Annotated in this window: 19 protein-coding genes; 8 read left to right on the forward strand and 11 right to left on the reverse strand. The window is 39.2% G+C overall.

Annotated features, from left to right (window positions below; all coding sequences use genetic code 11):
• Window positions 1–17: 17 nt before the first annotated feature.
• Genes trpA through RI845_RS06155 form a run of 6 tightly spaced genes read right to left on the reverse strand, consistent with a single transcriptional unit; the run spans window position 18 to window position 6,714 of the window.
• Window positions 18–851: a tryptophan synthase subunit alpha gene (gene trpA, locus RI845_RS06130; protein ID WP_348388864.1), complete on the reverse strand. Its 834-nt coding sequence runs from the start codon at window positions 849–851 to the stop codon at window positions 18–20.
• Window positions 851–2,062 carry a tryptophan synthase subunit beta gene (gene trpB / locus RI845_RS06135; RefSeq protein WP_348388865.1) on the reverse strand — a complete coding sequence of 404 codons (1,212 nt, stop codon included), beginning with the start codon at window positions 2,060–2,062 and terminating at the stop codon, window positions 851–853. Before trpB ends, trpA begins: the two co-directional genes overlap by 1 nt.
• A gap of 1 nt (window position 2,063) precedes the next feature.
• On the reverse strand, window positions 2,064–3,485 hold the full coding sequence (gene trpCF / locus RI845_RS06140) for a bifunctional indole-3-glycerol-phosphate synthase TrpC/phosphoribosylanthranilate isomerase TrpF (RefSeq protein ID WP_348388866.1): 1,422 nt from the start codon (window positions 3,483–3,485) through the stop codon (window positions 2,064–2,066).
• Window positions 3,478–4,485, reverse strand: coding sequence for an anthranilate phosphoribosyltransferase (gene trpD / locus RI845_RS06145; protein WP_348388867.1), 1,008 nt, complete (start codon window positions 4,483–4,485; stop codon window positions 3,478–3,480). The genes trpCF and trpD overlap by 8 nt, the downstream gene beginning before the upstream one ends.
• Window position 4,486: 1 nt before the next feature.
• A complete protein-coding gene (locus RI845_RS06150) occupies window positions 4,487–5,080 on the reverse strand; it encodes an aminodeoxychorismate/anthranilate synthase component II (RefSeq protein ID WP_348388868.1) in 594 nt (197 codons plus the stop codon).
• Window positions 5,080–6,714 carry an anthranilate synthase component 1 gene (locus RI845_RS06155; RefSeq protein WP_348388869.1) on the reverse strand — a complete coding sequence of 545 codons (1,635 nt, stop codon included), beginning with the start codon at window positions 6,712–6,714 and terminating at the stop codon, window positions 5,080–5,082. Before RI845_RS06155 ends, RI845_RS06150 begins: the two co-directional genes overlap by 1 nt.
• A 373-nt stretch (window positions 6,715–7,087) precedes the next feature.
• Between RI845_RS06155 and rnm the strand changes: the two genes are divergently transcribed.
• From rnm to rluB, 5 genes are read left to right on the forward strand one after another with little or no spacing between them, the layout of a single operon-like run.
• Complete coding sequence (gene rnm / locus RI845_RS06160; RefSeq protein WP_348388870.1) at window positions 7,088–7,966, forward strand: RNase RNM; 879 nt, start codon at window positions 7,088–7,090, stop codon at window positions 7,964–7,966.
• Window positions 7,967–8,005: 39 nt separating this feature from the next.
• Window positions 8,006–8,626: an L-threonylcarbamoyladenylate synthase gene (locus RI845_RS06165; RefSeq protein WP_348388871.1), complete on the forward strand. Its 621-nt coding sequence runs from the start codon at window positions 8,006–8,008 to the stop codon at window positions 8,624–8,626.
• A 14-nt stretch (window positions 8,627–8,640) separates the two neighbouring features.
• Window positions 8,641–9,459, forward strand: a complete 819-nt coding sequence (locus RI845_RS06170) for a segregation and condensation protein A (protein WP_348388872.1) — start codon at window positions 8,641–8,643, stop codon at window positions 9,457–9,459.
• 28 nt (window positions 9,460–9,487) lie between these two features.
• The gene (gene scpB, locus RI845_RS06175; RefSeq protein WP_348388873.1) at window positions 9,488–10,078 is read left to right on the forward strand and encodes an SMC-Scp complex subunit ScpB; all 591 of its coding nucleotides are present in this window, start codon (window positions 9,488–9,490) and stop codon (window positions 10,076–10,078) included.
• A 16-nt stretch (window positions 10,079–10,094) separates the two neighbouring features.
• On the forward strand, window positions 10,095–10,967 hold the full coding sequence (rluB, locus tag RI845_RS06180; protein WP_348388874.1) for a 23S rRNA pseudouridine(2605) synthase RluB: 873 nt from the start codon (window positions 10,095–10,097) through the stop codon (window positions 10,965–10,967).
• 126 nt (window positions 10,968–11,093) lie between these two features.
• On the opposite strand, the gene RI845_RS06185 is transcribed toward rluB, so the two are convergent.
• The 5 genes from RI845_RS06185 to RI845_RS06205 all read right to left on the reverse strand — a co-directional run bounded on the left by RI845_RS06185 (window position 11,094) and on the right by RI845_RS06205 (window position 15,052).
• Window positions 11,094–11,462, reverse strand: a complete 369-nt coding sequence (locus RI845_RS06185; RefSeq protein ID WP_348388875.1) for a hypothetical protein — start codon at window positions 11,460–11,462, stop codon at window positions 11,094–11,096.
• A gap of 81 nt (window positions 11,463–11,543) precedes the next feature.
• Entirely contained in the window at window positions 11,544–12,041 is a 498-nt protein-coding gene (locus RI845_RS06190; RefSeq protein WP_348388876.1) for a methylated-DNA--[protein]-cysteine S-methyltransferase, read from the reverse strand.
• Between the two features lie 14 nt (window positions 12,042–12,055).
• The gene (locus RI845_RS06195; RefSeq protein ID WP_348388877.1) at window positions 12,056–13,549 is read right to left on the reverse strand and encodes a DNA-3-methyladenine glycosylase 2 family protein; all 1,494 of its coding nucleotides are present in this window, start codon (window positions 13,547–13,549) and stop codon (window positions 12,056–12,058) included.
• A gap of 112 nt (window positions 13,550–13,661) precedes the next feature.
• Window positions 13,662–14,225, reverse strand: a complete 564-nt coding sequence (locus RI845_RS06200) for a DUF882 domain-containing protein (RefSeq protein ID WP_348388878.1) — start codon at window positions 14,223–14,225, stop codon at window positions 13,662–13,664.
• A 215-nt stretch (window positions 14,226–14,440) separates the two neighbouring features.
• Window positions 14,441–15,052 (reverse strand): GDSL-type esterase/lipase family protein, encoded by a 612-nt coding sequence (locus RI845_RS06205; protein WP_348388879.1) that lies wholly within the window; start codon window positions 15,050–15,052, stop codon window positions 14,441–14,443.
• Between the two features lie 165 nt (window positions 15,053–15,217).
• Here RI845_RS06205 and RI845_RS06210 point away from each other — a divergent pair, with 165 nt between their 5' ends.
• The 3 genes from RI845_RS06210 (at window position 15,218) to RI845_RS06220 (ending at window position 20,081) form a co-directional block, all read left to right on the forward strand.
• On the forward strand, window positions 15,218–17,866 hold the full coding sequence (locus RI845_RS06210; RefSeq protein WP_348388880.1) for a TonB-dependent receptor: 2,649 nt from the start codon (window positions 15,218–15,220) through the stop codon (window positions 17,864–17,866).
• A gap of 446 nt (window positions 17,867–18,312) precedes the next feature.
• Window positions 18,313–19,305, forward strand: a complete 993-nt coding sequence (locus RI845_RS06215) for an AraC family transcriptional regulator (RefSeq protein WP_348388881.1) — start codon at window positions 18,313–18,315, stop codon at window positions 19,303–19,305.
• Window positions 19,306–19,433: 128 nt separating this feature from the next.
• Window positions 19,434–20,081 (forward strand): c-type cytochrome, encoded by a 648-nt coding sequence (locus RI845_RS06220; RefSeq protein ID WP_348388882.1) that lies wholly within the window; start codon window positions 19,434–19,436, stop codon window positions 20,079–20,081.
• Window positions 20,082–20,084: the final 3 nt, after the last annotated feature.

Below are 20,084 nucleotides of genomic sequence, written 5' to 3' on the forward strand. Positions count from 1 at the left end.
CTTTTTAATTTGCTTTGTTAAGTAGCTGCTTTCATATCTCGAACAAATGTTGCTAAATCTACCAACATTTGTTTTTCGTCAGTTAAATTGGTTTCAATAATTTTAACTACCGCACTACCACTAATTGCACCTTTTGCACCATTAGCTAACGCTTCTTTTACATGCTCTGGTGTTGAGATTCCAAAGCCTAATACCGGCGCTGGTGCATCATATTGAGTTAAGGTATCAATTAATTCTTTACCCGGCATATTAGCCACAACCTCAGTGCCGGTAACACCAGCGCGGCTTAATACATAAGTATAGCCTTCGCCTAGTGCTGAAACCTTTTGCAGCGTTGTAGAACTTGCATTTGGCGGCGCGATAAAAATAGGAGCCACATTATTGGCAAGTGCGGCATTTCTAAATTGCTCACTCTCTCTAATTGGCACGTCGGCAATTAATACTGAATCAACACCGGCAGCGCTCATGTCAGCGTAAAAGTTTTCTACGCCACGAGCAAACACCAAGTTGGCGTACAATAATAATCCAATCGGAATGTCTGCATTGTAGGCTCGCACCTTTTTAAGTATTTCAATACAGGTGTCGGTATTAATATTGGCATCTAATGCACGCTTTGCAGCAAATTGAATGGTTAAGCCGTCAGCACTTGGGTCTGAAAATGGAATACCTAATTCTAGTGCATCAGCGCCATTGTCGATAAGTGTTTTAATGATTTCAAACGATTGATCCGCATGTGGGTCGCCAATCATTACAAATGGGATAAAAGCGCCTTGTTGTTTTTTGGCTAAGGCATCAAAACTTTGCTGATAACGAGCACCTGTCTGTGTTGTTGTGTTACTTGCTTGGCTCATTATTTGCTCTCCCGGTAATTTTCACCATTTAAAATACTGTTTACATGGGTTAAATCTTTGTCACCACGACCAGATAAATTCACCAATATTACTGTTTCGGTTGTTGCTGCATCGGCAATTTTTAATGCATGGGCTAAGGCATGTGATGACTCAAGTGCCGGAATTATACCTTCGTTTCTAGATAACTGTTGGAATGCATCCAAGGCTTCATCGTCGTTAATTGGCACATAAGTCGCACGACCAATTTCTTTCAATAACGAATGCTGTGGGCCTACACCAGGATAATCTAAGCCAGCCGATACTGAATATGATTCTTCAATTTGGCCATATTCATCTTGCATTATGTACGTATAGGCGCCGTGTAACATTCCTTTAGAGCCGGCAACTAATGTTGCTCCATGCTGTGATGTTTCAATGCCTTTACCTCCGGCTTCAACACCAACTAATTGCACGTCCTCTTCATCAATAAAATCATGGAACATGCCAATTGCATTCGAGCCACCGCCAACACAAGCAACGACATAATCAGGCAAACTACCTTGCTCTTCTAATATTTGCGCCTTGGCTTCTATGCCGATCATTTTTTGAAATTCACGAACCATAGTCGGGAACGGATGAGGACCAGCAGCTGTTCCTAATAAATAATGGGCATTATCATAGTTTGCAGACCAGTCACGCAGTGCTTCATTTACTGCATCTTTTAACGTACCAGAGCCAGCGGTAACAGGTATAACTGTTGCGCCCATTAGTTCCATTCTAAATACATTAGGCTGTTGTCTGTCACAATCGACTTTACCCATGTAAACACGACATTTTAGCCCTAACAAAGAACATGCTATCGCCGTTGCTACACCATGTTGGCCTGCACCGGTTTCGGCAATAATTTCAGTTTTACCCATTTTTTTAGCAAGCAGGGCTTGGCCTAATACCTGGTTAGTTTTATGGGCACCGCCATGAAGTAAGTCTTCACGTTTTAAATAAATTTTTGCTAGTGGGTTTTTCACTATGTTGCTACACAGCGTTAATGGAGTAGGGCGACCGGCAAACGAGGTTAACAGTTTATTAAATTCGGCTTGAAATTCTTCATCCGTTTGCGAATGAACAAACGCGGCTTCTAATTGTTCTAATGCGGGTACTAATAATTCGCTGACATACATGCCACCAAATTCGCCAAAATACGGGCTTATGTTTTTTAATATTGGATCAGTCATGTTAGTAATCTCTGATAAGCGCAAAGGCTTGTTTAATTTTGTTATGGTCTTTGATACCCGGTGCGGATTCTACACCTGAGTTAATATCAAGACCTGATAAATCTAGTTCGTTACACACTCTTTGTGCACTGGCAATGTTGTTAAGTGTTAGGCCGCCGGCAAGCATGGTATTGCTAAAGTCTTGCGCGCTATCCTCTAACAATTGCCAGTCAAACACCTCTCCGCTGCCACCTTGTTTAGCATCGAGTAAATAACGATCTGCATTTTGATTAAATGGAGGTAACTCATTAACCACAGATATCGCTTTTACAATCTCGCAATTGGCGGGTAAATGTGGTTTTAATTGCTCTATGTAAGCTGCGTCTTCTTTGCCATGCAGCTGTACTGCAGCTAAGTGCAAGTGGTTGGCTGCAGTGCTGACATCTTCAACGCTTTGATCTTTAAATACGCCAACAAATTTTATGCTTGGCAGTGATGACTCCAGTAATTCATCTTGAATACGTCTTGCTTGTTCAAAGCTGACAAAGCGTGGTGATTGTTCTGTTAAAATTAATCCCGCATAAACGGCCCCTGCATTGGTTACGGCATTAATATCGGCAACGGAAGTTAAGCCGCACACCTTGTTATAACCAAAAATTAACTCTCGACAGGCCAAGTCAATATCATCTTGAGCCATCACTGAACTGCCGACTAAAAAGCCATTTACTGCAGGCGCTAGTTCACGAACTTGCTTATTAGTGTATATACCAGATTCAGAAATAATTAATCTGTCATCTGGGATCATTGGGGCAAGTTCAAAAGTACGGGTAAGATCAGTCGAAAGATCGCGTAAATTACGGTTGTTAATACCAATCAGCTTTGCCCCTAGGGCAATTGCACGCTCTGTTTCTTCAACATTCGACACTTCAGTTAAAATTGCCATGTTATAGCTATTGGCAACTTTACTCAGTTCAATATATTCTTCATCGCTTAATACACTTAACATTAATAAGATAGCATCTGCGCCATATAAACGGCCTAAATGGATTTGATATTCATCAATGAAAAAGTCTTTGTTTAATACTGGGCAATCAACGCTGTCACTGACCAGTTTTAAATAGTCATGCTTGCCTTGAAAGTATTTCATGTCGGTTAAAACTGAAATTGCAGCCGCATAGTTATTATAAATACCAGCAATTTCTTCAACATCAAATTCAGGTCGAATTAATCCCTTTGAAGGTGAAGCTTTCTTACATTCTAAGATAAAACCTGCGTTATCAGCGCTCAATGCTTGATACATGTCTTTAGTTGTTGGCACCAAGCCATCAATAAAGGTTGCAAGCGGGCGTTCCTGTTTTAACTTTGCTACTTCAGCTCGTTTATCAATAACAATTTTTTCTAATATGTTGCTCTTAGCTGTATTAGATTCAGGGATACTAGCCATTACTTACCTCTACCATCGCGTTTAATGTACTGGCTGCTTTCCCAGATTTTAATACTTGCTGAACTATATTGGCGGCGCTGCTTAAGTTACTTGCCTGGCCCGTTAAGTATAGCAATGCCGCGGTATTAATTGTAACTGCATCAATATGGGCTTGCTCACCTTTGCCGGCTAAAATAGCCATACTATATTCAGCGTTTTGTTGCGGTAAGCCACCTTTAATACTTTCTAAACTGTGGTTAGTTAAACCAAAGTCACTTGGCTCTACTACTTTTTCAGTAAGTGTAGCGCCGTTAATTTCAATAATTTGTGTTGGACCATGAATCGCAACTTCATCCAAGCCACTGCCATGTACTACCCAAGCTCGTTCTACACCGGTTAGCTGTAATGCTTTTGCCATTGGCATAAGCAGCTCTGGTGTATATACGCCAAGCAACATTACTCTTGGGGCTGCCGGGTTAACGAGAGGTCCTAATATATTAAATAAAGTGCGTACACCCATTGCTGCTCTAACAGGTCCTGCGTGTTTAAAGCCACTGTGATAATTAGGAGCAAATAAAAAACAGGCGCCGCTTTGTTCTATCGATTTTTTGGCTGTTTCGGGCGTCATCATTAAGTTGATGCCAAATGCTTCAAGCAAATCGGCTGAGCCAGATTTACTCGATACACTGCGGTTGCCGTGTTTCGCAACTTTTAATCCACATGCCGCTGCGACTATCGCCGCCGTTGTCGAGATATTAATGGTACTATGGCCATCACCACCCGTGCCAACGCAATCGACTAATGGGTAGGGCATTTTAGGAAATGGTTTTGCAGCAGCTCTAATTGCAACCGCTGCTCCGGCTATTTCGCTAGGTGTTTCACCTTTAATCTTTAATGCGGTTAATACACTGGCTAGTAGCGCCGGTTCAATGTCACCTTGCACCACTTTGCCGAAAAACTCTTCTGCCTGTTGTTGGCTTAAATTTTTACCGCTGATAAGTTGTTCTAACAAAAGACTCATTTTAACTGTCCTTCCCTAATAAATATTCAAAGCTTTGCTTGATCAAAATACTGCCTTTTGAGGTTAACAATGACTCAGGATGAAACTGAAAGCCCAAAACCTTATCCTCTCGGTTAGCAATTGCCATGGGCAGTTGCTGATAATGAGCAATCATCTGTAAATTGTTGGGCATAATTGTTGCGATTAATGAGTGGTACCTTGCTACCGGTAATGGCGAGGGCAAACCGGTAAAGGGGCCTTTGCCATCATGAGTGATGTTTGACGCTTTACCATGAACAATTTCACCTGCTCTATCGACTTTACCACCGTAATGTTCTACCAAAGCTTGGTGTCCAAGACAGATGCCAAATATCGGGTAAGTACCAATACAAAGTTTGATTAACTCCATTAAACAACCTGCATTTGCAGGATCGCCCGGACCAGGTGATAACACTAGAATGACCGGCTCTGTTTCTTGCTGTATTTTTTGATAAATAAATTCTGCCGATACAGTATTGCGATAAATAATTGGCTCAAAACCTAAGGTTTTAAACTCATCAACTAAATTGTAGGTAAACGAATCCAGGTTATCGAGCATATAAAGTTTAGTCGTCATTATTCTGCTCCCATCATGGTGTTTGTATTGGCTTTCGAATGAGCATTTGCAATTTGTACTGCCTTGATCACGGCTTGTGCTTTTTGTCTGGTTTCATCGGCTTCAGCTTGTGGTTCAGAGTCGTAAACGACGCCAGCACCGGCTTGTACATAGGCAATGTTATTTTTGACAAAAGCAGAACGAATAACGATACAAGAATCCATGTCGCCGCCACCGTTAATGTAACCAACCGCACCGCCATAACTACCGCGGCGTTCGCCTTCTACAGTTCGGATTAATTCGGTTGCTTTTACTTTGGGAGCGCCGGAGAGGGTCCCCATATTCATACAAGCTTGATAGGCATGCAGAGCATCTAATTTGTCAGATAAAGTGCCTATTACTCGTGAAACCAAGTGCATCACATGAGAGTAACGGTCAACCTTAAGTAATTCAGCAACATGGCGAGTACCACCTTTAGATACTCTGGCAATGTCATTGCGAGCAAGGTCAACCAACATCAAATGTTCGGCTTTTTCTTTTTCGTCATTTCTAAGTTCAAGCTCAATGCGGCCATCTAAATCTGCGGAGTATTGTCCATTGGGCGTAAATCCTCTTGGACGGGTACCTGCTATAGGGTAAATCTCCACCTGTCTATTTTGCGCGGTAAACTTTAATGCAGATTCTGGTGATGCACCAAACAAAGCAAAATCATCATCTTTCAAGAAGAACATATATGGGCTTGGGTTTGTTTGCTTTAGTGCTTGATAAGCATTTAATGAATCAGTACAGCTTAATGAGAATGTGCGAGAGGGCACTACCTGAAAAATATCACCGGCTCTAATGTGTTCTTTTAAATCTTCGACTTGATTGCAAAACTGTTGATCAGAAATATTCACATCGACAGCGCTTTGACTTGCTTGGGTAAGATCAATTGCCTGGCTAGTCATAGGCGTTTTACAAATTTGTTTTAATTGTTCTAAACGTTGTTCTATTTGCTTTTGACAAACCGTTTGCTCTGAGCCGCTAAACACATTGCCAAGTAATTCAGTGGTTTGCTGTTGATGATCAATAATGATTAATGTTTCAGCTAAATAATATACATAATCAGGACAAGTATTCTTACTCGGTTCAACGCTTGGTAGCTGTTCGCTGATACAAATTAAATCAAAAGCAAAAGCACCACCAACAAATACTGAAAATGGATGCTGTTGTTGGCAACCAATACCTTGCAACTCTCGAAGTACTTGCATGGGATTATCAACTAATAAACGTGACAGCTCATCTTGCTCAGTAACGCTGGTAGAAAAATCAATATCTAGAGAATCGATTGAGGCGTGGTTAATTGTCACGCTTTGTTGGTAACTCGCTTGGGTAAATTGCTGATGTAAAAAGGCAATAATAGCTTGGCCATTAATCGATATTGCGTTGATTGTGACGTTGTTTGCATTGCAAACAATCTTAACGGCGGAGTCAATCAGTAGTAAGCTTTTAAGCGCGCGCTTATCTGAAATTTCGGCTGACTCTAATAACAGGGTATTGCTTTTATCCGCGGTTAAGCTGCGATATAGCATTAGCGGATCAGCTTGGTATTCGGCGTCAACTATGGTGCTGTTGACTAAGCCTAATTTTTGAGTATTTTGATCTGTATTGTTCATGGTTTACCTTACTTTAAATTGTCTTCCCTAAAGGGATTATTTTTGTCATCCGGCGTATAGTGGAAGCAGCCACCAGATAAACCATGTTTTAACGTTATTAATTAACATTTTATGCCTATTCTCTTTTAAGTTTAAGTGATTCTTGGTAATAAGAAATATTCTAAACGAATAAAACGAAAAAACCCGCTTATAAAAGCGGGTTTTTAAAATTTTGCCTACAGCAAAGCTCACAACCCACTATGAAAGGTTATGCCACCACCAAATATTTAATCCGGCTAATTGCTTTGCTTGTTGGAATATCATTTTATAAGTACCAATTTAGTTGGTTTGCACGTAAAATAATTGTATAGCCATAGAAGAACCCAAAACGTCAATGAAGTCAATAGTTAGCGGTCAAATAACCGGCAATAGTTACAAATCGATACGAGTAGACTTCCATAGTCATACAAATTGCTCTGACGGCCGCCTCACACCCAGTGAATTATTGGACAGAGCCAGTAACCATCAAATTGAACAATTTGCCATCACCGATCACGACACCATTGCTGCATACCCTGTTGCTAAACAGCACATTGAAGATAAAAATCTGAACATTAGGCTGATTTGTGGCATCGAAATTTCAACCATGTGGCAAAACCATGAAATACATGTAGTCGGATTAAATGTTGATGAAAACAATCAAGCATTACTCAAACTCATTGCTGAACAGCAACAAGCTCGAGAAACCAGGGCATTGTCAATGGCTGAGAAGCTTGCCAAAGCCGGGTTTGATGATTGTTATAATGATGCGAAAGAGTTAGCCCAAGGCGGTACGATTACTCGAGCCCATTTTGCCCGAGTGCTATTTAATCGTGGTATTGTCAGTACCATGCAAAAAGCGTTTGATAAATATATTGGTAAAGGCAATCGCGCCTATGTAAAACCGTTATGGTGCAGTATTGAACAGGCAATAGATGTTATTAAACAAGCGGGTGGTCAAAGCGTTATCGCTCATCCGATGAAATATGATTTATCAACAAAATGGATAAGACGGTTAATTATTGATTTTGTTGAAGCAAAGGGAGATGCTATGGAAGTAGCGTCGCCGCAGATGAACAACCAGCAAAAACAATTATCAGTTGAGCTGTGCAAACAATATGGATTAAAAGCATCTGTAGGCTCTGATTTTCATTTTCCCAGTCGTTGGACTGAATTAGGAAGAAACTTATCTGTGCCTGATGACCTTGACGTTGTTTGGCAACATTGGAATTAACGAAAGCGTAAAAACTACTAAGCGTAGAAAGGGAATAATATGAGTCAGTTTTTTTACATGCATCCAGATAATCCACAGCCAAGATTATTAAAACAAGCTGTGGCAATTATTCAGCAAGGTGGCGTCATTGTATACCCAACTGACTCTGGCTATGCACTAGGCTGTCATATTGGTGATAAAAAGGCACTCGATAGAATATGTCAAATTAGAGATATTGACAGAGAGCATAATTTTACCCTTATTTGTCGCGATTTATCTGAACTTGCTACTTACTCTAGAATGGATAATTCAAACTTTAGGTTACTTAAGAACAATACTCCCGGCGCGTATACCTTTATTTTTAAAGGGACAAAAGAAGTACCAAAACGCTTATTAAACCCAAAAAAGAAAACCATTGGCATTCGTATTCCCGATAATAAAATCACCATGGACTTACTCGCCGAACTTGGGGAGCCGTTAATGTCTACCACGTTAATTTTACCGGGCAATGATACTGCAGAATTTGATCCTGAAATCATTCGTGATAACTTAGAAAAGCAGGTCGACTTAATATTGAACGGCGGTTATCTAGGTGAAAAGCCAACCACCGTGATAGATTTTACTGAAGATTATCCACAAATCATTAGAGTTGGTGAAGGCGATCCTGAGCCATTCTCTTAATAGAAAATACAAAAATGAATAAAACTACAACAGCAAATACAATCGGCGAAATGGTGCAGCAGGTATTGCCACTTGCTGTCGTCCATGGAGAAGCTGTTGTCGAAAAACCGCAAGATTTATTCATTCCCCCTGATGCGCTAGAAATTATTCTTGAGGCATTTGAAGGTCCATTAGATCTACTCTTATATTTAATACGCAAACAAAAATTCGATATTGTTGATTTACCTATTGCCGAAATCACTAGGCAATATATGGATTATGTTGAGTTGATGAAAGATATAAAACTTGAACTTGCCGCAGAATATTTGGTGATGGCAGCAATTTTAGCTGAAATTAAATCACGTTTATTATTACCTAAAACAGATGTTGAAGATGATGAGCACGATCCTCGTGCAGAACTGATCAGGCGTTTGCAAGAATATGAAGTCATTAAAAAAGCCGCAGAGCAGCTTGAACAATTGCCACGGATGGAACGCGACACGTTTGAAGTATCGGCAAAATTGCCTGATAATTTTAAACCTCGTTTAGTACAGGCTGATGTTGACCTGCAAGAATTAGTGATGGCATTACAAGGTGTAATGAAACGGGTTGCAGCATTTGAACATCACCATATTGAACGTGAACATTTATCTACGCGAGAGCGGATGAGCAAAATTTTAACTCAGTTGAGTTCACAGCAGTATACTGAATTTAGTCAGTTGTTTGATGTAAGCGAAGGCAAACAAGGTGTTGTGGTTACGTTTTTAGCGGTACTTGAATTGCTAAAAGAATCTTTGATTGAGTGTATACAAGCCCAAGTATATGGCCAAATTCAGGTTAAGTTGTGTTGCTAACAATTAATAACAATAAAAAGAACAAAGCATGCCAATAAATACAAAACAAGATCAAGACCTTAAGTTACTTATTGAAGCGATGATATTCGTCTCGCAAGTGCCTTTATCTGTGAAAACTATTCAAGAAACGTTAAGCGAACAGGTAAAGTTAACAAAAAAACGCGTACTAGCTATTTTACATGAGCTGCAAAACGATTATGATGCGCGCGGAATAAGTTTAATTGAAGTAGCTTCTGGTTTTCGCTTTCAAGCAAAAGATCAATATAGCGACTATATTGCTTTATTATTTAAAGAAAAAGCGCCACGTTATTCTCGTGCGTTGCTTGAAACATTGTCATTAATTGCTTATCGCCAACCGATAACCCGCGGTGAAATAGAAGATATTCGCGGAGTCGCGGTAAGTAGTTATATAATTAGAACATTGCAGGAGCGTGATTGGATCCACGTTGTTGGCCATAAAGAAGTACCGGGTAAACCGGCATTGTTTGGCACAACAAAAGAATTCCTCGATTACTTCTCATTAAAATCATTGGCAGAATTGCCTGATTTAATGGAAGTTACTGAGCTCAAAATCGCCGCTGATGGCGAAAGAGCGCCCGTTGTTGAACAAACAACTTAATATAATGAGTTATTGAATGTCTGAAAAATTGCAGAAAGTGCTAGCACGTGCAGGTCAAGGATCTCGTCGTGAGATGGAAACAGTGATCAGTGCTGGCCGTGTAAGTGTCGATGGTAAAGTTGCCTACCTTGGCGATCGCGTAGAAGGTAATGAACAAATTCGCATCGATGGTCATCAAGTAAAAATTGCTGCTGTTGAAGAGCAAGCTTGTCGAGTATTGGTATACAACAAGCCTGAAGGTGAAATGTGTACCCGTAAAGATCCTGAAGGTCGTCCTACGGTATTCGATCGTTTACCACGAATTGATGGTAGCCGTTGGGTAGCTGTTGGCCGATTAGATATTAATACTTCAGGTATGCTGATTTTCACCAATGATGGTGAGTTAGCCAATCGTTTAATGCACCCATCACACGAAGTTGAACGCGAATATGCGGTGCGTGTGTTTGGTGAAATAAATGAAGCTATGCTGCAAACATTGCGCCACGGTGTAAAGCTTGAAGATGGCATGGCAAAATTTGATAAAATCACTTACAAAGGTGGTGAAGGCAGAAACCATTGGTTCCACGTTGTACTTAGTGAAGGTAGAAACCGCGAAGTACGTCGTTTGTGGGAAAGCCAGGACGTTCAAGTTTCGCGTTTGATCCGGGTACGTTATGGTGACTTAGCCATGGAACGCCGTTTACCACTGGGCGGTTGGGTTGAGCTTGGCTTAAAAGACGTTAACTATTATCGTAAACTCGTAAAACTACCTGTTGAGACTCAATCGAAAGTAAAAGTAGATGAGAAAAAAATCGATAATAACAAGAGTCGTAAAATACGCAAAAATGTGAAAAAACATCAGCAACGCATGACTCAAGGTGCACAACAAACACGCCGTAAAAAACGTTAGTATTCAGCAAATACTGTGATTATCTAAAGGGAGCTAATAGCTCCCTTTTTTACATCAGGGACGATGGAATGCCAACTTCTAGTCTGTATTGTTGTCCTAATTCATTAGGACGTAATCCCCGAAGGGCTAATTTATGCGGGCGTTATTTTGATGGATTCGATAAGCACTTTGAATAAACAACAAATGTGAGGCGTGACGTTTGTTTTGCTTATTTAAAAACCAGTCTTGGCTGATAATTTCACGTGCGACTGCAGCTTCAAATATTCTTACCGGGTATTGTTGATAAAAATAATATGCCGCCTGTTGATGACATTCATTATTCGGTAACTCAGCACTACGGTTTTCTTCAAGCTCTTCTGCAACTTTACTTAACAGTTGTGGTTTAATTTCATCATTAAGCCAATCTATAAATTTATTGTATTGTTTTGCCTGATATAAGCGCCACATCATCCAAACTAAAATAGAAATGGCCAAAACTACGATAATGTCGGTCATAAATATGCTTTATAGCAACTCCAGTAAGTAATTGGTCTATTCATTAATGGACTTGGTATTATTATAAAAAGAAGGTGAAGACTACACTTTAAAGTGCGCGCCTTCAAGCATCAATAACTTTGCTTTAATGCCCATGCCCCCAGCATAACCGGTAAGCTTTTTATCACGGCCGATAACCCGGTGGCAGGGGACAATAATGGCTATTTTATTTGCGCCATTTGCTGTACCCACCGCACGAACCGCTTTAGGATTGTTGATATTACTTGCTAGTTGGCCATAATTTATGGTTTTTCCAAACGGTATCTTGGTTAATGCTTGCCATACGTTATTTTGAAATATGGTGCCATGTTGTGATAGCGGCAAATCAAAGCTTTGTCTTGAGCCTGAAAAATATTCAGTTAATTGTTGTTTCGCTTGGGCTAAATGAACTGGTGCGTGTTCATCAGCTAATTGATAATCCTTAGTTATTTCTACAGCTACCTTACCTTGCTGGAATGCAACTTCAATGATGCCTTCGTTATTGGCAATTATGGCAATATCACCACAATCAGTAGTGAGTATGTCGTAGTATTTTTTCATTCTTTCATCTTCTTTTAGTTATTAGTCGCGGATAGTGACTGCCATAAATAAATCGCGGCATAGGCACGCCAAGGTCGCCATGATTCTGCGACTGTTAGTATTTGTTTGGCGCTCAGTTGTTTATCATCATCAATAGCTGTGATGAGCTTTAGTTCATTGCGCAGTTCTGGTTTATTTGAAAGTGCTTTGATTATGCCAAGGTCAGCGGCTGGAAATGCATCGGGTAAGCTTAAGCCGCGCATCGCCATATAGTTTGCTGTCCAGGGACCAATGCCTTTAAGTTCACACAGTGTTTTTTCAAAACGTTCGCTGTCATGTGGGTTATCAAACAATGTCTTGTTAGCAATAAAAAACGCTATCCAAGTATGTAATGTTTGTTGCCTGGTATTTGTTATACCAATATCATCAAAACTCGCGGTTGCCAGCGTTTCTGCGGGAGGGAATAAAATCGATAAACCTTGCGGAAAAGTTGCATCTGAATTTTCATCAGTTATTGGCTTTGAGAATTTTTCAGCAATTCTGCCGGCCAATGTTGTTGCGGCTTTTACTGATATTTGTTGACCTAATATCGCTCTAATAGAAAATTCAAATATATCCCAACAGCCTGGTAGTCTTAACCCCGGGTACGCATCAATAATTGGTTTAAGGGTTGGATGTTTTGCCAGCTGTTTTCTTATTGTGTTGAGGTTACAGTCAAGATCAAACATCTTCCTTACGCGGGTAATTATTTCGGCTAATCTTGAAAAGTCATTTATCCAAATGTCGACAGATAAATAGTTGCCATCATCCGGTTTACTCACTGCAATCCAACCCACGCAGTTATCGATATTAATGGTACGACAGTATGTATCGCTTACCGCCTCTACACCTGGAATTTGACGCGCTTTGAAAAAGCTCAGCATAAGCGGCCAATTGAGTTCGCCGGTGTAGGCTAACTGTAGTTTTAAGTGATTTACTTTTTCTTGTTTACTGCTTTGTCTGATCTGGCTTGGTGTTAATTTATATTGCTGCTTAATATGATCGTTAAAGCTGCGCAAACTACCAAAACCACTGATTAATGCGACATCAGCAAATGCTATTGTTGAGCTGATTAATAAATTACGGGCATTAATTTGCCGTTTTTGATTGATGAACGTATTGGGCGATACGCCTAAATTATCGTTAAAAAGGCGTTGCAATTGGCGTTCACTTAAATCGAGCCTCGTAGCTAAGTCGGCTACTTGTATTTGTGGCTCTATGGTAATTAACGTTAACGCCTGATCGATTGTTTTCGGTAATGGCTGGTTTGGAGATAGCTCGGGTTTACAGCGTTTACAAGGTTGATAACCGTTAAATTCTGCTTGTGCCGCGCTTTGATAATAGCTTACATTTTTTTCATGGGCAGGACCTGCAGGACACGTAGGGCGACAATAAATACCGGTGGTGATAACTGCCGTATAAAACTTACCATCAAAACGAGAGTCTCGAGAGAGTCTTGCTTGCATGCAAACTTGCGGATCTAATTTCATTTAAATGCCAGGTTTTTTAAATTATGGCGTTATCATAAAACAAAAATGTCGAACCTTCTCGCGAAAATCCGACATTATTATAGAAAATATAATAGTTGTTACCGGGGGGAGATCACCAACTGCGAACCCAGGCTGTATCTATATGAACAAAGCCCGAGTTGGGGTAGTAACCAACACCACCAAGCTTTAGTGACTTTGCTGTGTCACGTACAAGTTTTAAGTCAATACCTGGAATAGCAAAATCTATCGCCATACCTTTCATATGAAAACTTTTCTTTGCTACTTTAGTACTTTGGCCCGCTAACATTGCGTTGGTTTTTGGTGAACGATAACCAGAAATAATGTGTATTTCGTTATCAGTGCCTAGGCGCTGTTGAATTTGGTGAAGGAAATTAAATAACCTTCTGTCCATTGGGGCTGTTTCATTTTGACGATGATCGCGTAAGTTTTGATCGAATGCTTTTAACACATCATTTTGATATACACCATTAGCAGAAAAAACGCCTTGAGTTCGTTCACCTGTGTGGCGATTATAAAAAGCTAAGCGCTTTATCGGTTGATCAATATTTAACGAAGCATGCGCTGTTTTACTAAACATAGGGGCAGTTGCTCCAATGGCAACGATGCCGGTTACCTTTCGAAAAAACTGTCTACGATTACGACACACTAAGCTCATACAACCTCTCAGATCAATTACGGTAATAAATTACATGCTTTAAATAATATGAGGTTAGGTTAATAGTTTGTTATAACTATTGCAATAGTATGAATTTTGTACGATAGGGCTCTGCAGGTCAATGAAACCGCTAAGTTGTTATTGGCAAAAGAAATTTTAATTACAATAAAGGGCTAAATAAATTTGTTTTAATTTGTACAAATGAGGCTTTCAGCCTATAAAGCACCGCTTTCTTGCAAAAGTTCATGTATTCTTATCGCTAACTCAGTATATCCCTGCTTATTAAAGTGTACAGAGTCAGACTTTAATGAAGGGCTTCTTAACAGGTCGGCAATAATTTCATCTTCAAACACTAAATTGTATTGTTCAGCAAGTTCATGATAAATATCAGAACTCGATGAAAAAATTGATTTTTCGGGAACACCTATAAGCACAACTTCTATTTCATTTGCTTGAGCAAGTTCAATCATTTGGGCTAGGTTTGCTTTGGTTGTTACCAAATTTTTATTTTGGATAATGTCATTACCACCTTCCAGTAAAACCATTATATCGACAGCGTGTTCGGTTAACAGTTTCGGCAATCGTTTTAAGCCCGCACTGGTTAACTCGCCCGAAACCCCCGCATTAATAACGTCTAAATTGGATAGTTGAGATAAAACAGCAGGGTAAGCATATTGCTCAGTAACCCCTTTACCTGCAGTTAGGCTATCCCCAAACGCTAATATTTTAGCATCGTAGTGTAGTCTTGATAATTTAGCCTCACCACAACTGATTAGTAATAGTAACAGAGTGCTGGATAGTAAAATTTTAGCGATAGAGTTGTTCATGTAGTTTGTATTCCAGTTTGCTCTAATTGGTATTCAGTCCAAATAATGCTTTACATAATGTTAACATCAAGTGATTATATATTTAAGACAATGATTGTCTATCACTAAGAATAAAAGCTTCAGAACCAATGATAAAAATAAAAAATATACATTGGGGAAGAAAACGTGTCATTACAAATTATAAAGGAAAATTCGAGCGCTAATTTTCGAAAAAACCTAATCGCTCAGACTGTTGCCGCCGCACTAGCTGTAACCTCGTTCGCCAGTTTTTCGGCAGAAGAAACCTCTGTTGAAAAAGAAGATCTTGACGACATTATTGTCGTCACCGCGCAAAAACGTACTCAAAACGTCATGAAAGTGCCGGTAACAGTAGATAGCATCTCCGCCGAAACCATCAAACAAAGTGGCTCAATTATGTTGAGCGATATTGATAAGTTTATTCCAGGTTTTGAGTTCGGTGATGGTGATGTTACTCAGGCCGGCGTAACCATGCGTGGTATTTCCAGTCCTAACATTAGCGTTGGTGGTGACCCGTCTACTGCAACATTCTTCGACGGTGTATATATGCCTCGTGCCGCACAAAACGTATTGTTTTCTGATATGCAACGCGTTGAAGTGTTAAAAGGTCCACAAGGTACGCTTTTTGGTAAAAATGCCGCCATGGGTGTTGTTAGTATGATCCCTAATGCACCACATGCTGATTTTGAAGGCTTTATTAAAGGCACCGCTGGCACTGACAACTTACAACGTATTGAAGGTATGATTAACTTCGCTATTACCGATAATGTGTATGTTCGTATGAATGCATTAACCAATACTCAGGATGGGTTTGCAGATAACGTTGCCGATTCTCCACTTAATACCGGTGAAAAAGTTTGGGATGACAGTGAAAAAGATCATCAAGCCGCACGTATTGCCGTTAAATGGGACGTGAGTAGCAGAACCAATGTTCAACTTTCTTATGATTGGGATAAATTGGATCAAGGACCTCCAGGGGCAATTGGTTTAAGTGAATACGCTGAAAATCCAAGAGACCCGTTTGCAGATACATTTGCCAATGATGTGGTAAATGGTGGTGAAAGCCGAGATATGACCGCAACAACATTGAAAATTGAACACGAGTTTAATGATCAATGGTCAATGAAATTAATCTCAAGTTTTCGAGAATGGGAAACGAATAACCGTATTGATGAAGACGGTACTCAGGACATCTCGCGTTATTTAGATACTGATAACCATGAAGACTCAGATATTTTCTATAATGAGTTACAAATCAACTATAACACTGACTCATTTAACTATGTGGGCGGTGTAACTTACTCAAAAGAAAACGTTCATCAGACTACGTTTATTAATACCACAACCGATACCGTTACCCGTTTACTTTCTGATCAGTTTAATGCCGAGATTGAATCTGGTGTAAGAGATGAAATTTCTGGTTTGATTGGTATACCAGCAGACCAAATTCCTGATTCATTTGTTGACCAGGCAATGCAGGGCTTAGGTTTGCCATTAGAGCATACATGGAATGCAGATCAATGGGTTAGTGCTTTAGAAGTAATGGGCGAAGCTGATAATGTAATGGCTTATTTAGCCAGTTTAGGTATGGTCCCTCCGGGAACACCATTAACAGCTGATTTTGTTCGTGCTACAGGTGATGTTACTTACGATGTAGTTTCTGCCGGTATGGGAATTGCTGAAATATTTGGTCCTAGTTATAGCGGTATGATGTGGTCAGAGAACTTTATCAATAATGGTGAATTTACCAGTTACGGTATCTATTCTGATTTTGATTTTCAATTAACTGATCAATGGAATGTATTTTTTGGTCTGCGTTACTCTGAAGATGATAAAGACTTTTCATGGGAAGTAAGCGAAACCCAATTTGCTGAAGTTCGTCCAGGTGTAAGCAATGTATTATTCCCTGCACGTGATGAGTTATGGCAATCAAAATCTTGGAGTAAAACTACTGGCCGTGTAGGTACCGGTTATCAGATAAATGATGATCATATGGTATTTGCCTCGGTTGCAACTGGTTATAAAGCTGGTGGTTTTGATTCTTTAGCATCGCCTCATAGCGAAAGCGATGGCTCAATTATTATTGACCCAGAAACTGGTGAAGTAGTTGATGTTTCATTTGACCCTGAAGAATCAGTGAATATTGAACTTGGTTATAAAGGCGTGTTGTCAGATAGCTTGAGAACAACATTCTCGTTATTCCATAATATTCTTGATGATCAACAAACAAGTCGTAGTTCAAAACAACCTGACCAAGCGCAAGCATTACCAACTATTGTTAACCAAGATGTAGAAATTGATGGTTTTGAACTTGGTATGGATTGGCAAGTAACTGAAACATTTACTACAGGCTTTGTTACAGAAGTACGTTCAACTGATACAGAAACTGAAGAGTTTTATAACGATTCAGGTACATTGATCCCTGCAGGTAGCAGCAGTAGTGATACCAATACATCATATACCCTTAAAGCTGACTGGATCCCTGATCTTGGCTTTGGAACAACGATTATTCATGTCGATTATGTATTTAGAGAAAATGATCGTGGTGCAATTATTGGTGAAGATGATTGGGTTAATGATATTCCACACTACTTTGATGATACTGAGCTATTAAATGCCCGTATTTCTTGGATAAGCGATGGCGAAAGTATTGAAATTGGCCTATGGGGTAAAAACTTAATGGACAATCGTTACAGTGGTGGACCAGGTGGTCGTACTAAAGATATTTTAGGTACAGGCTATACAAGTGTAAATAGAGGTATGGAAGCTGGTATTGATGTTAAATACTCGTTCTAATTCGTAGCTTTAATAGTGTATTAATAAACCACCGATAGGTGGTTTATTTTTTTGAGCATTAGAAAAGACAAAGCCCTAATATTTTTCAATATCAGGGCTTGCTTAAATATGACCATCCTTGGTACTCACTATTTTAAAAGTCTTCAGAACTATAAATTCTGCTCCACCCAAAAGAAAATTTAAGTGGTAAGACCTTAATAATCTTTCAAATTAACAATCGGTTGTCAACCTATTAAACGATTATTTCAAATGGCTGTTTGAAAAATAGACTAAAAAAGTCGGCGGTTAACCTTTTGTTAACAAGTGCTGTTTAATAATTACTAGCGTGTCGATGATGGCGGTGATAATCTTAGCGACAATATAATAAATTCTAAAACTTGATGATAAATCTCTCTTTCTCTGGCCTAACTTTCTTTTTTGCTTTGTTTGCTTTTACGCAAATTATTATGGCATTTATGCTTTTGTTGCCTAAGGCAAAAGATAATGAACAAGTAAAATTGTATTGCGCTCTAATGCTATCCGCAGGCTTTTATTTACTGCCAAGTATTTTTAATGCCATTACACCCGTAAGCGTTATTTGGTGGTTAACATTTTTTGCCAGTAATTTGCTGCCAGGTGTTTTCTTTTTGGTTGGTTTAAGTGTGTTTAGCGATCATCATAATATTAAAACCAAACATTATGGCTTTGCTGTTACACCTGCGGTAATTCTTTTTATCGCCAAAATAATAGAAATGTCAGGTATTAGCCCGGCTGACTTGAGCATCACCGTAATGAAAAATACAGCTTTGATGGTTGATATGGCCTTAGTAGGATTTGCTTTATTATTCGCGATAAAATGCTGGCGAAATGACTTGGTAAAAGAGCGTCGTATTATTCGCGGTGCAGTAATTAGCTTAACCGCTAGCTACATTATTTTAGTCATTATATTAGGGCAAGTACTACAAATAAACTGGCCATGGTTAAATACCGTTGAAATGTTAATGTTGGCTGTATTAATCAGTGGTCTCAATTTTTATTTATTTACGCCAAGGTTAGCCAGTTTGTTTGAACCTCCTAAGCCTAACGCAATCGTTGAACCACCCGTTGAGTATAAAAAAGAACTGGCAAAACTTAATAGTGCCATGGCAGAAGAATGTTTATATCGACAAGAGGGCATTACAATTTCTAAACTGGCAAGCCATGTTGCCATTCAAGAATATAAGTTAAGAACAATCATTAACGGCGCATTGGGTTATCGAAATTTTAATGACTTTCTAAATCATTATCGAATCGCTGAGGTTAGTGAAAAATTGATCAGTGATACGCATAAATCGACACCAATTTTAACGTTGGCATTAGAAAGTGGCTTTCGTTCACTCAGTTCGTTTAATAAAGCATTTAAAATGACTCATAACGCTACACCTAGCGAATTTCGTAAGATTAACCATCCTAATCAATAAATTAATCAGCTTTTTTTAATAATCCGTCAGCTTTTTATAGAAATAAGTAAGCATCTTTGATGCAATTTATTATAAGGTAAGTTAACTGAGATTAAGTTCTTACCTAATTTATTAAAAGAGCGCTGCCAATGAAAAATTCTTCACAATCCTTAAGTAAATTTTTGTTCATTTTTATCGCGTTTATTTTCTCTTCTTACTCTGTTGCAAATGGAGATATAAAAAAAGGTGAGCAACTATACCAAGCTTGTATAAGTTGTCATGGTGATAAAGCCCAAGGAAACGACGAGTTAAATGCACCTACACTAGCCGGTCAATATCAGTGGTATTTGTCGGCACAATTACAAAATTTTAAAAATGGTAAACGCGGTGCTAAACAATCTGATCAGGCAGGACAACAAATGGTTGCCATGGCTAACCTGCTAACTGATGAAACAGCAATTGCAGATGTAAGTAGTTTTTTAGCATCTTTGGACAAAGTAAAAACGGCAGAAACGTTACCAGCAGATTTACGTAATGGCGATAATAAATACAATGCAGTTTGTGGTGCTTGTCATGGTAAAGATGCACAAGGTAATGAAAATCTAAAAGCCCCTAATTTAAGTATTTTGTCATCAAAATATTTAACCACTCAAATTAAAAACTACCGTACATCCAGTCGGGGCTATCACAACGATGACAAATATGGTCGTCAAATGAAAATGATGGCAGGTACAGTTCAAAATGATGCTGACCTTGCCGATATTGTTGCATTCATAAATACACTGCCAATTAAATAAATA

Source organism: Thalassotalea nanhaiensis (genome assembly GCF_031583575.1).
Classification (GTDB): Bacteria; Pseudomonadota; Gammaproteobacteria; order Enterobacterales; family Alteromonadaceae; genus Thalassotalea_A; species Thalassotalea_A nanhaiensis.

What these genes read in the sequence shown, in the direction of transcription:
- RI845_RS06170 (WP_348388872.1), top strand. Translation starts at nt 8,641, where the DNA reads ATGAATAAAACTACAACAGCAAATACAATCGGCGAAATGGTGCAGCAG.
- RI845_RS06155 (WP_348388869.1), bottom strand. Translation starts at nt 6,714, where the DNA reads ATGAACAATACAGATCAAAATACTCAAAAATTAGGCTTAGTCAACAGC.
- RI845_RS06190 (WP_348388876.1), bottom strand. Translation starts at nt 12,041, where the DNA reads ATGAAAAAATACTACGACATACTCACTACTGATTGTGGTGATATTGCC.
- scpB (WP_348388873.1), top strand. Translation starts at nt 9,488, where the DNA reads ATGCCAATAAATACAAAACAAGATCAAGACCTTAAGTTACTTATTGAA.
- RI845_RS06200 (WP_348388878.1), bottom strand. Translation starts at nt 14,225, where the DNA reads ATGAGCTTAGTGTGTCGTAATCGTAGACAGTTTTTTCGAAAGGTAACC.
- rluB (WP_348388874.1), top strand. Translation starts at nt 10,095, where the DNA reads ATGTCTGAAAAATTGCAGAAAGTGCTAGCACGTGCAGGTCAAGGATCT.
- RI845_RS06165 (WP_348388871.1), top strand. Translation starts at nt 8,006, where the DNA reads ATGAGTCAGTTTTTTTACATGCATCCAGATAATCCACAGCCAAGATTA.
- RI845_RS06150 (WP_348388868.1), bottom strand. Translation starts at nt 5,080, where the DNA reads ATGACGACTAAACTTTATATGCTCGATAACCTGGATTCGTTTACCTAC.
- trpA (WP_348388864.1), bottom strand. Translation starts at nt 851, where the DNA reads ATGAGCCAAGCAAGTAACACAACAACACAGACAGGTGCTCGTTATCAG.
- trpCF (WP_348388866.1), bottom strand. Translation starts at nt 3,485, where the DNA reads ATGGCTAGTATCCCTGAATCTAATACAGCTAAGAGCAACATATTAGAA.
- RI845_RS06215 (WP_348388881.1), top strand. Translation starts at nt 18,313, where the DNA reads ATGGCATTTATGCTTTTGTTGCCTAAGGCAAAAGATAATGAACAAGTA.
- rnm (WP_348388870.1), top strand. Translation starts at nt 7,088, where the DNA reads ATGAAGTCAATAGTTAGCGGTCAAATAACCGGCAATAGTTACAAATCG.
- trpB (WP_348388865.1), bottom strand. Translation starts at nt 2,062, where the DNA reads ATGACTGATCCAATATTAAAAAACATAAGCCCGTATTTTGGCGAATTT.
- RI845_RS06195 (WP_348388877.1), bottom strand. Translation starts at nt 13,549, where the DNA reads ATGAAATTAGATCCGCAAGTTTGCATGCAAGCAAGACTCTCTCGAGAC.
- RI845_RS06220 (WP_348388882.1), top strand. Translation starts at nt 19,434, where the DNA reads ATGAAAAATTCTTCACAATCCTTAAGTAAATTTTTGTTCATTTTTATC.
- RI845_RS06185 (WP_348388875.1), bottom strand. Translation starts at nt 11,462, where the DNA reads ATGACCGACATTATCGTAGTTTTGGCCATTTCTATTTTAGTTTGGATG.
- trpD (WP_348388867.1), bottom strand. Translation starts at nt 4,485, where the DNA reads ATGAGTCTTTTGTTAGAACAACTTATCAGCGGTAAAAATTTAAGCCAA.
- RI845_RS06205 (WP_348388879.1), bottom strand. Translation starts at nt 15,052, where the DNA reads ATGAACAACTCTATCGCTAAAATTTTACTATCCAGCACTCTGTTACTA.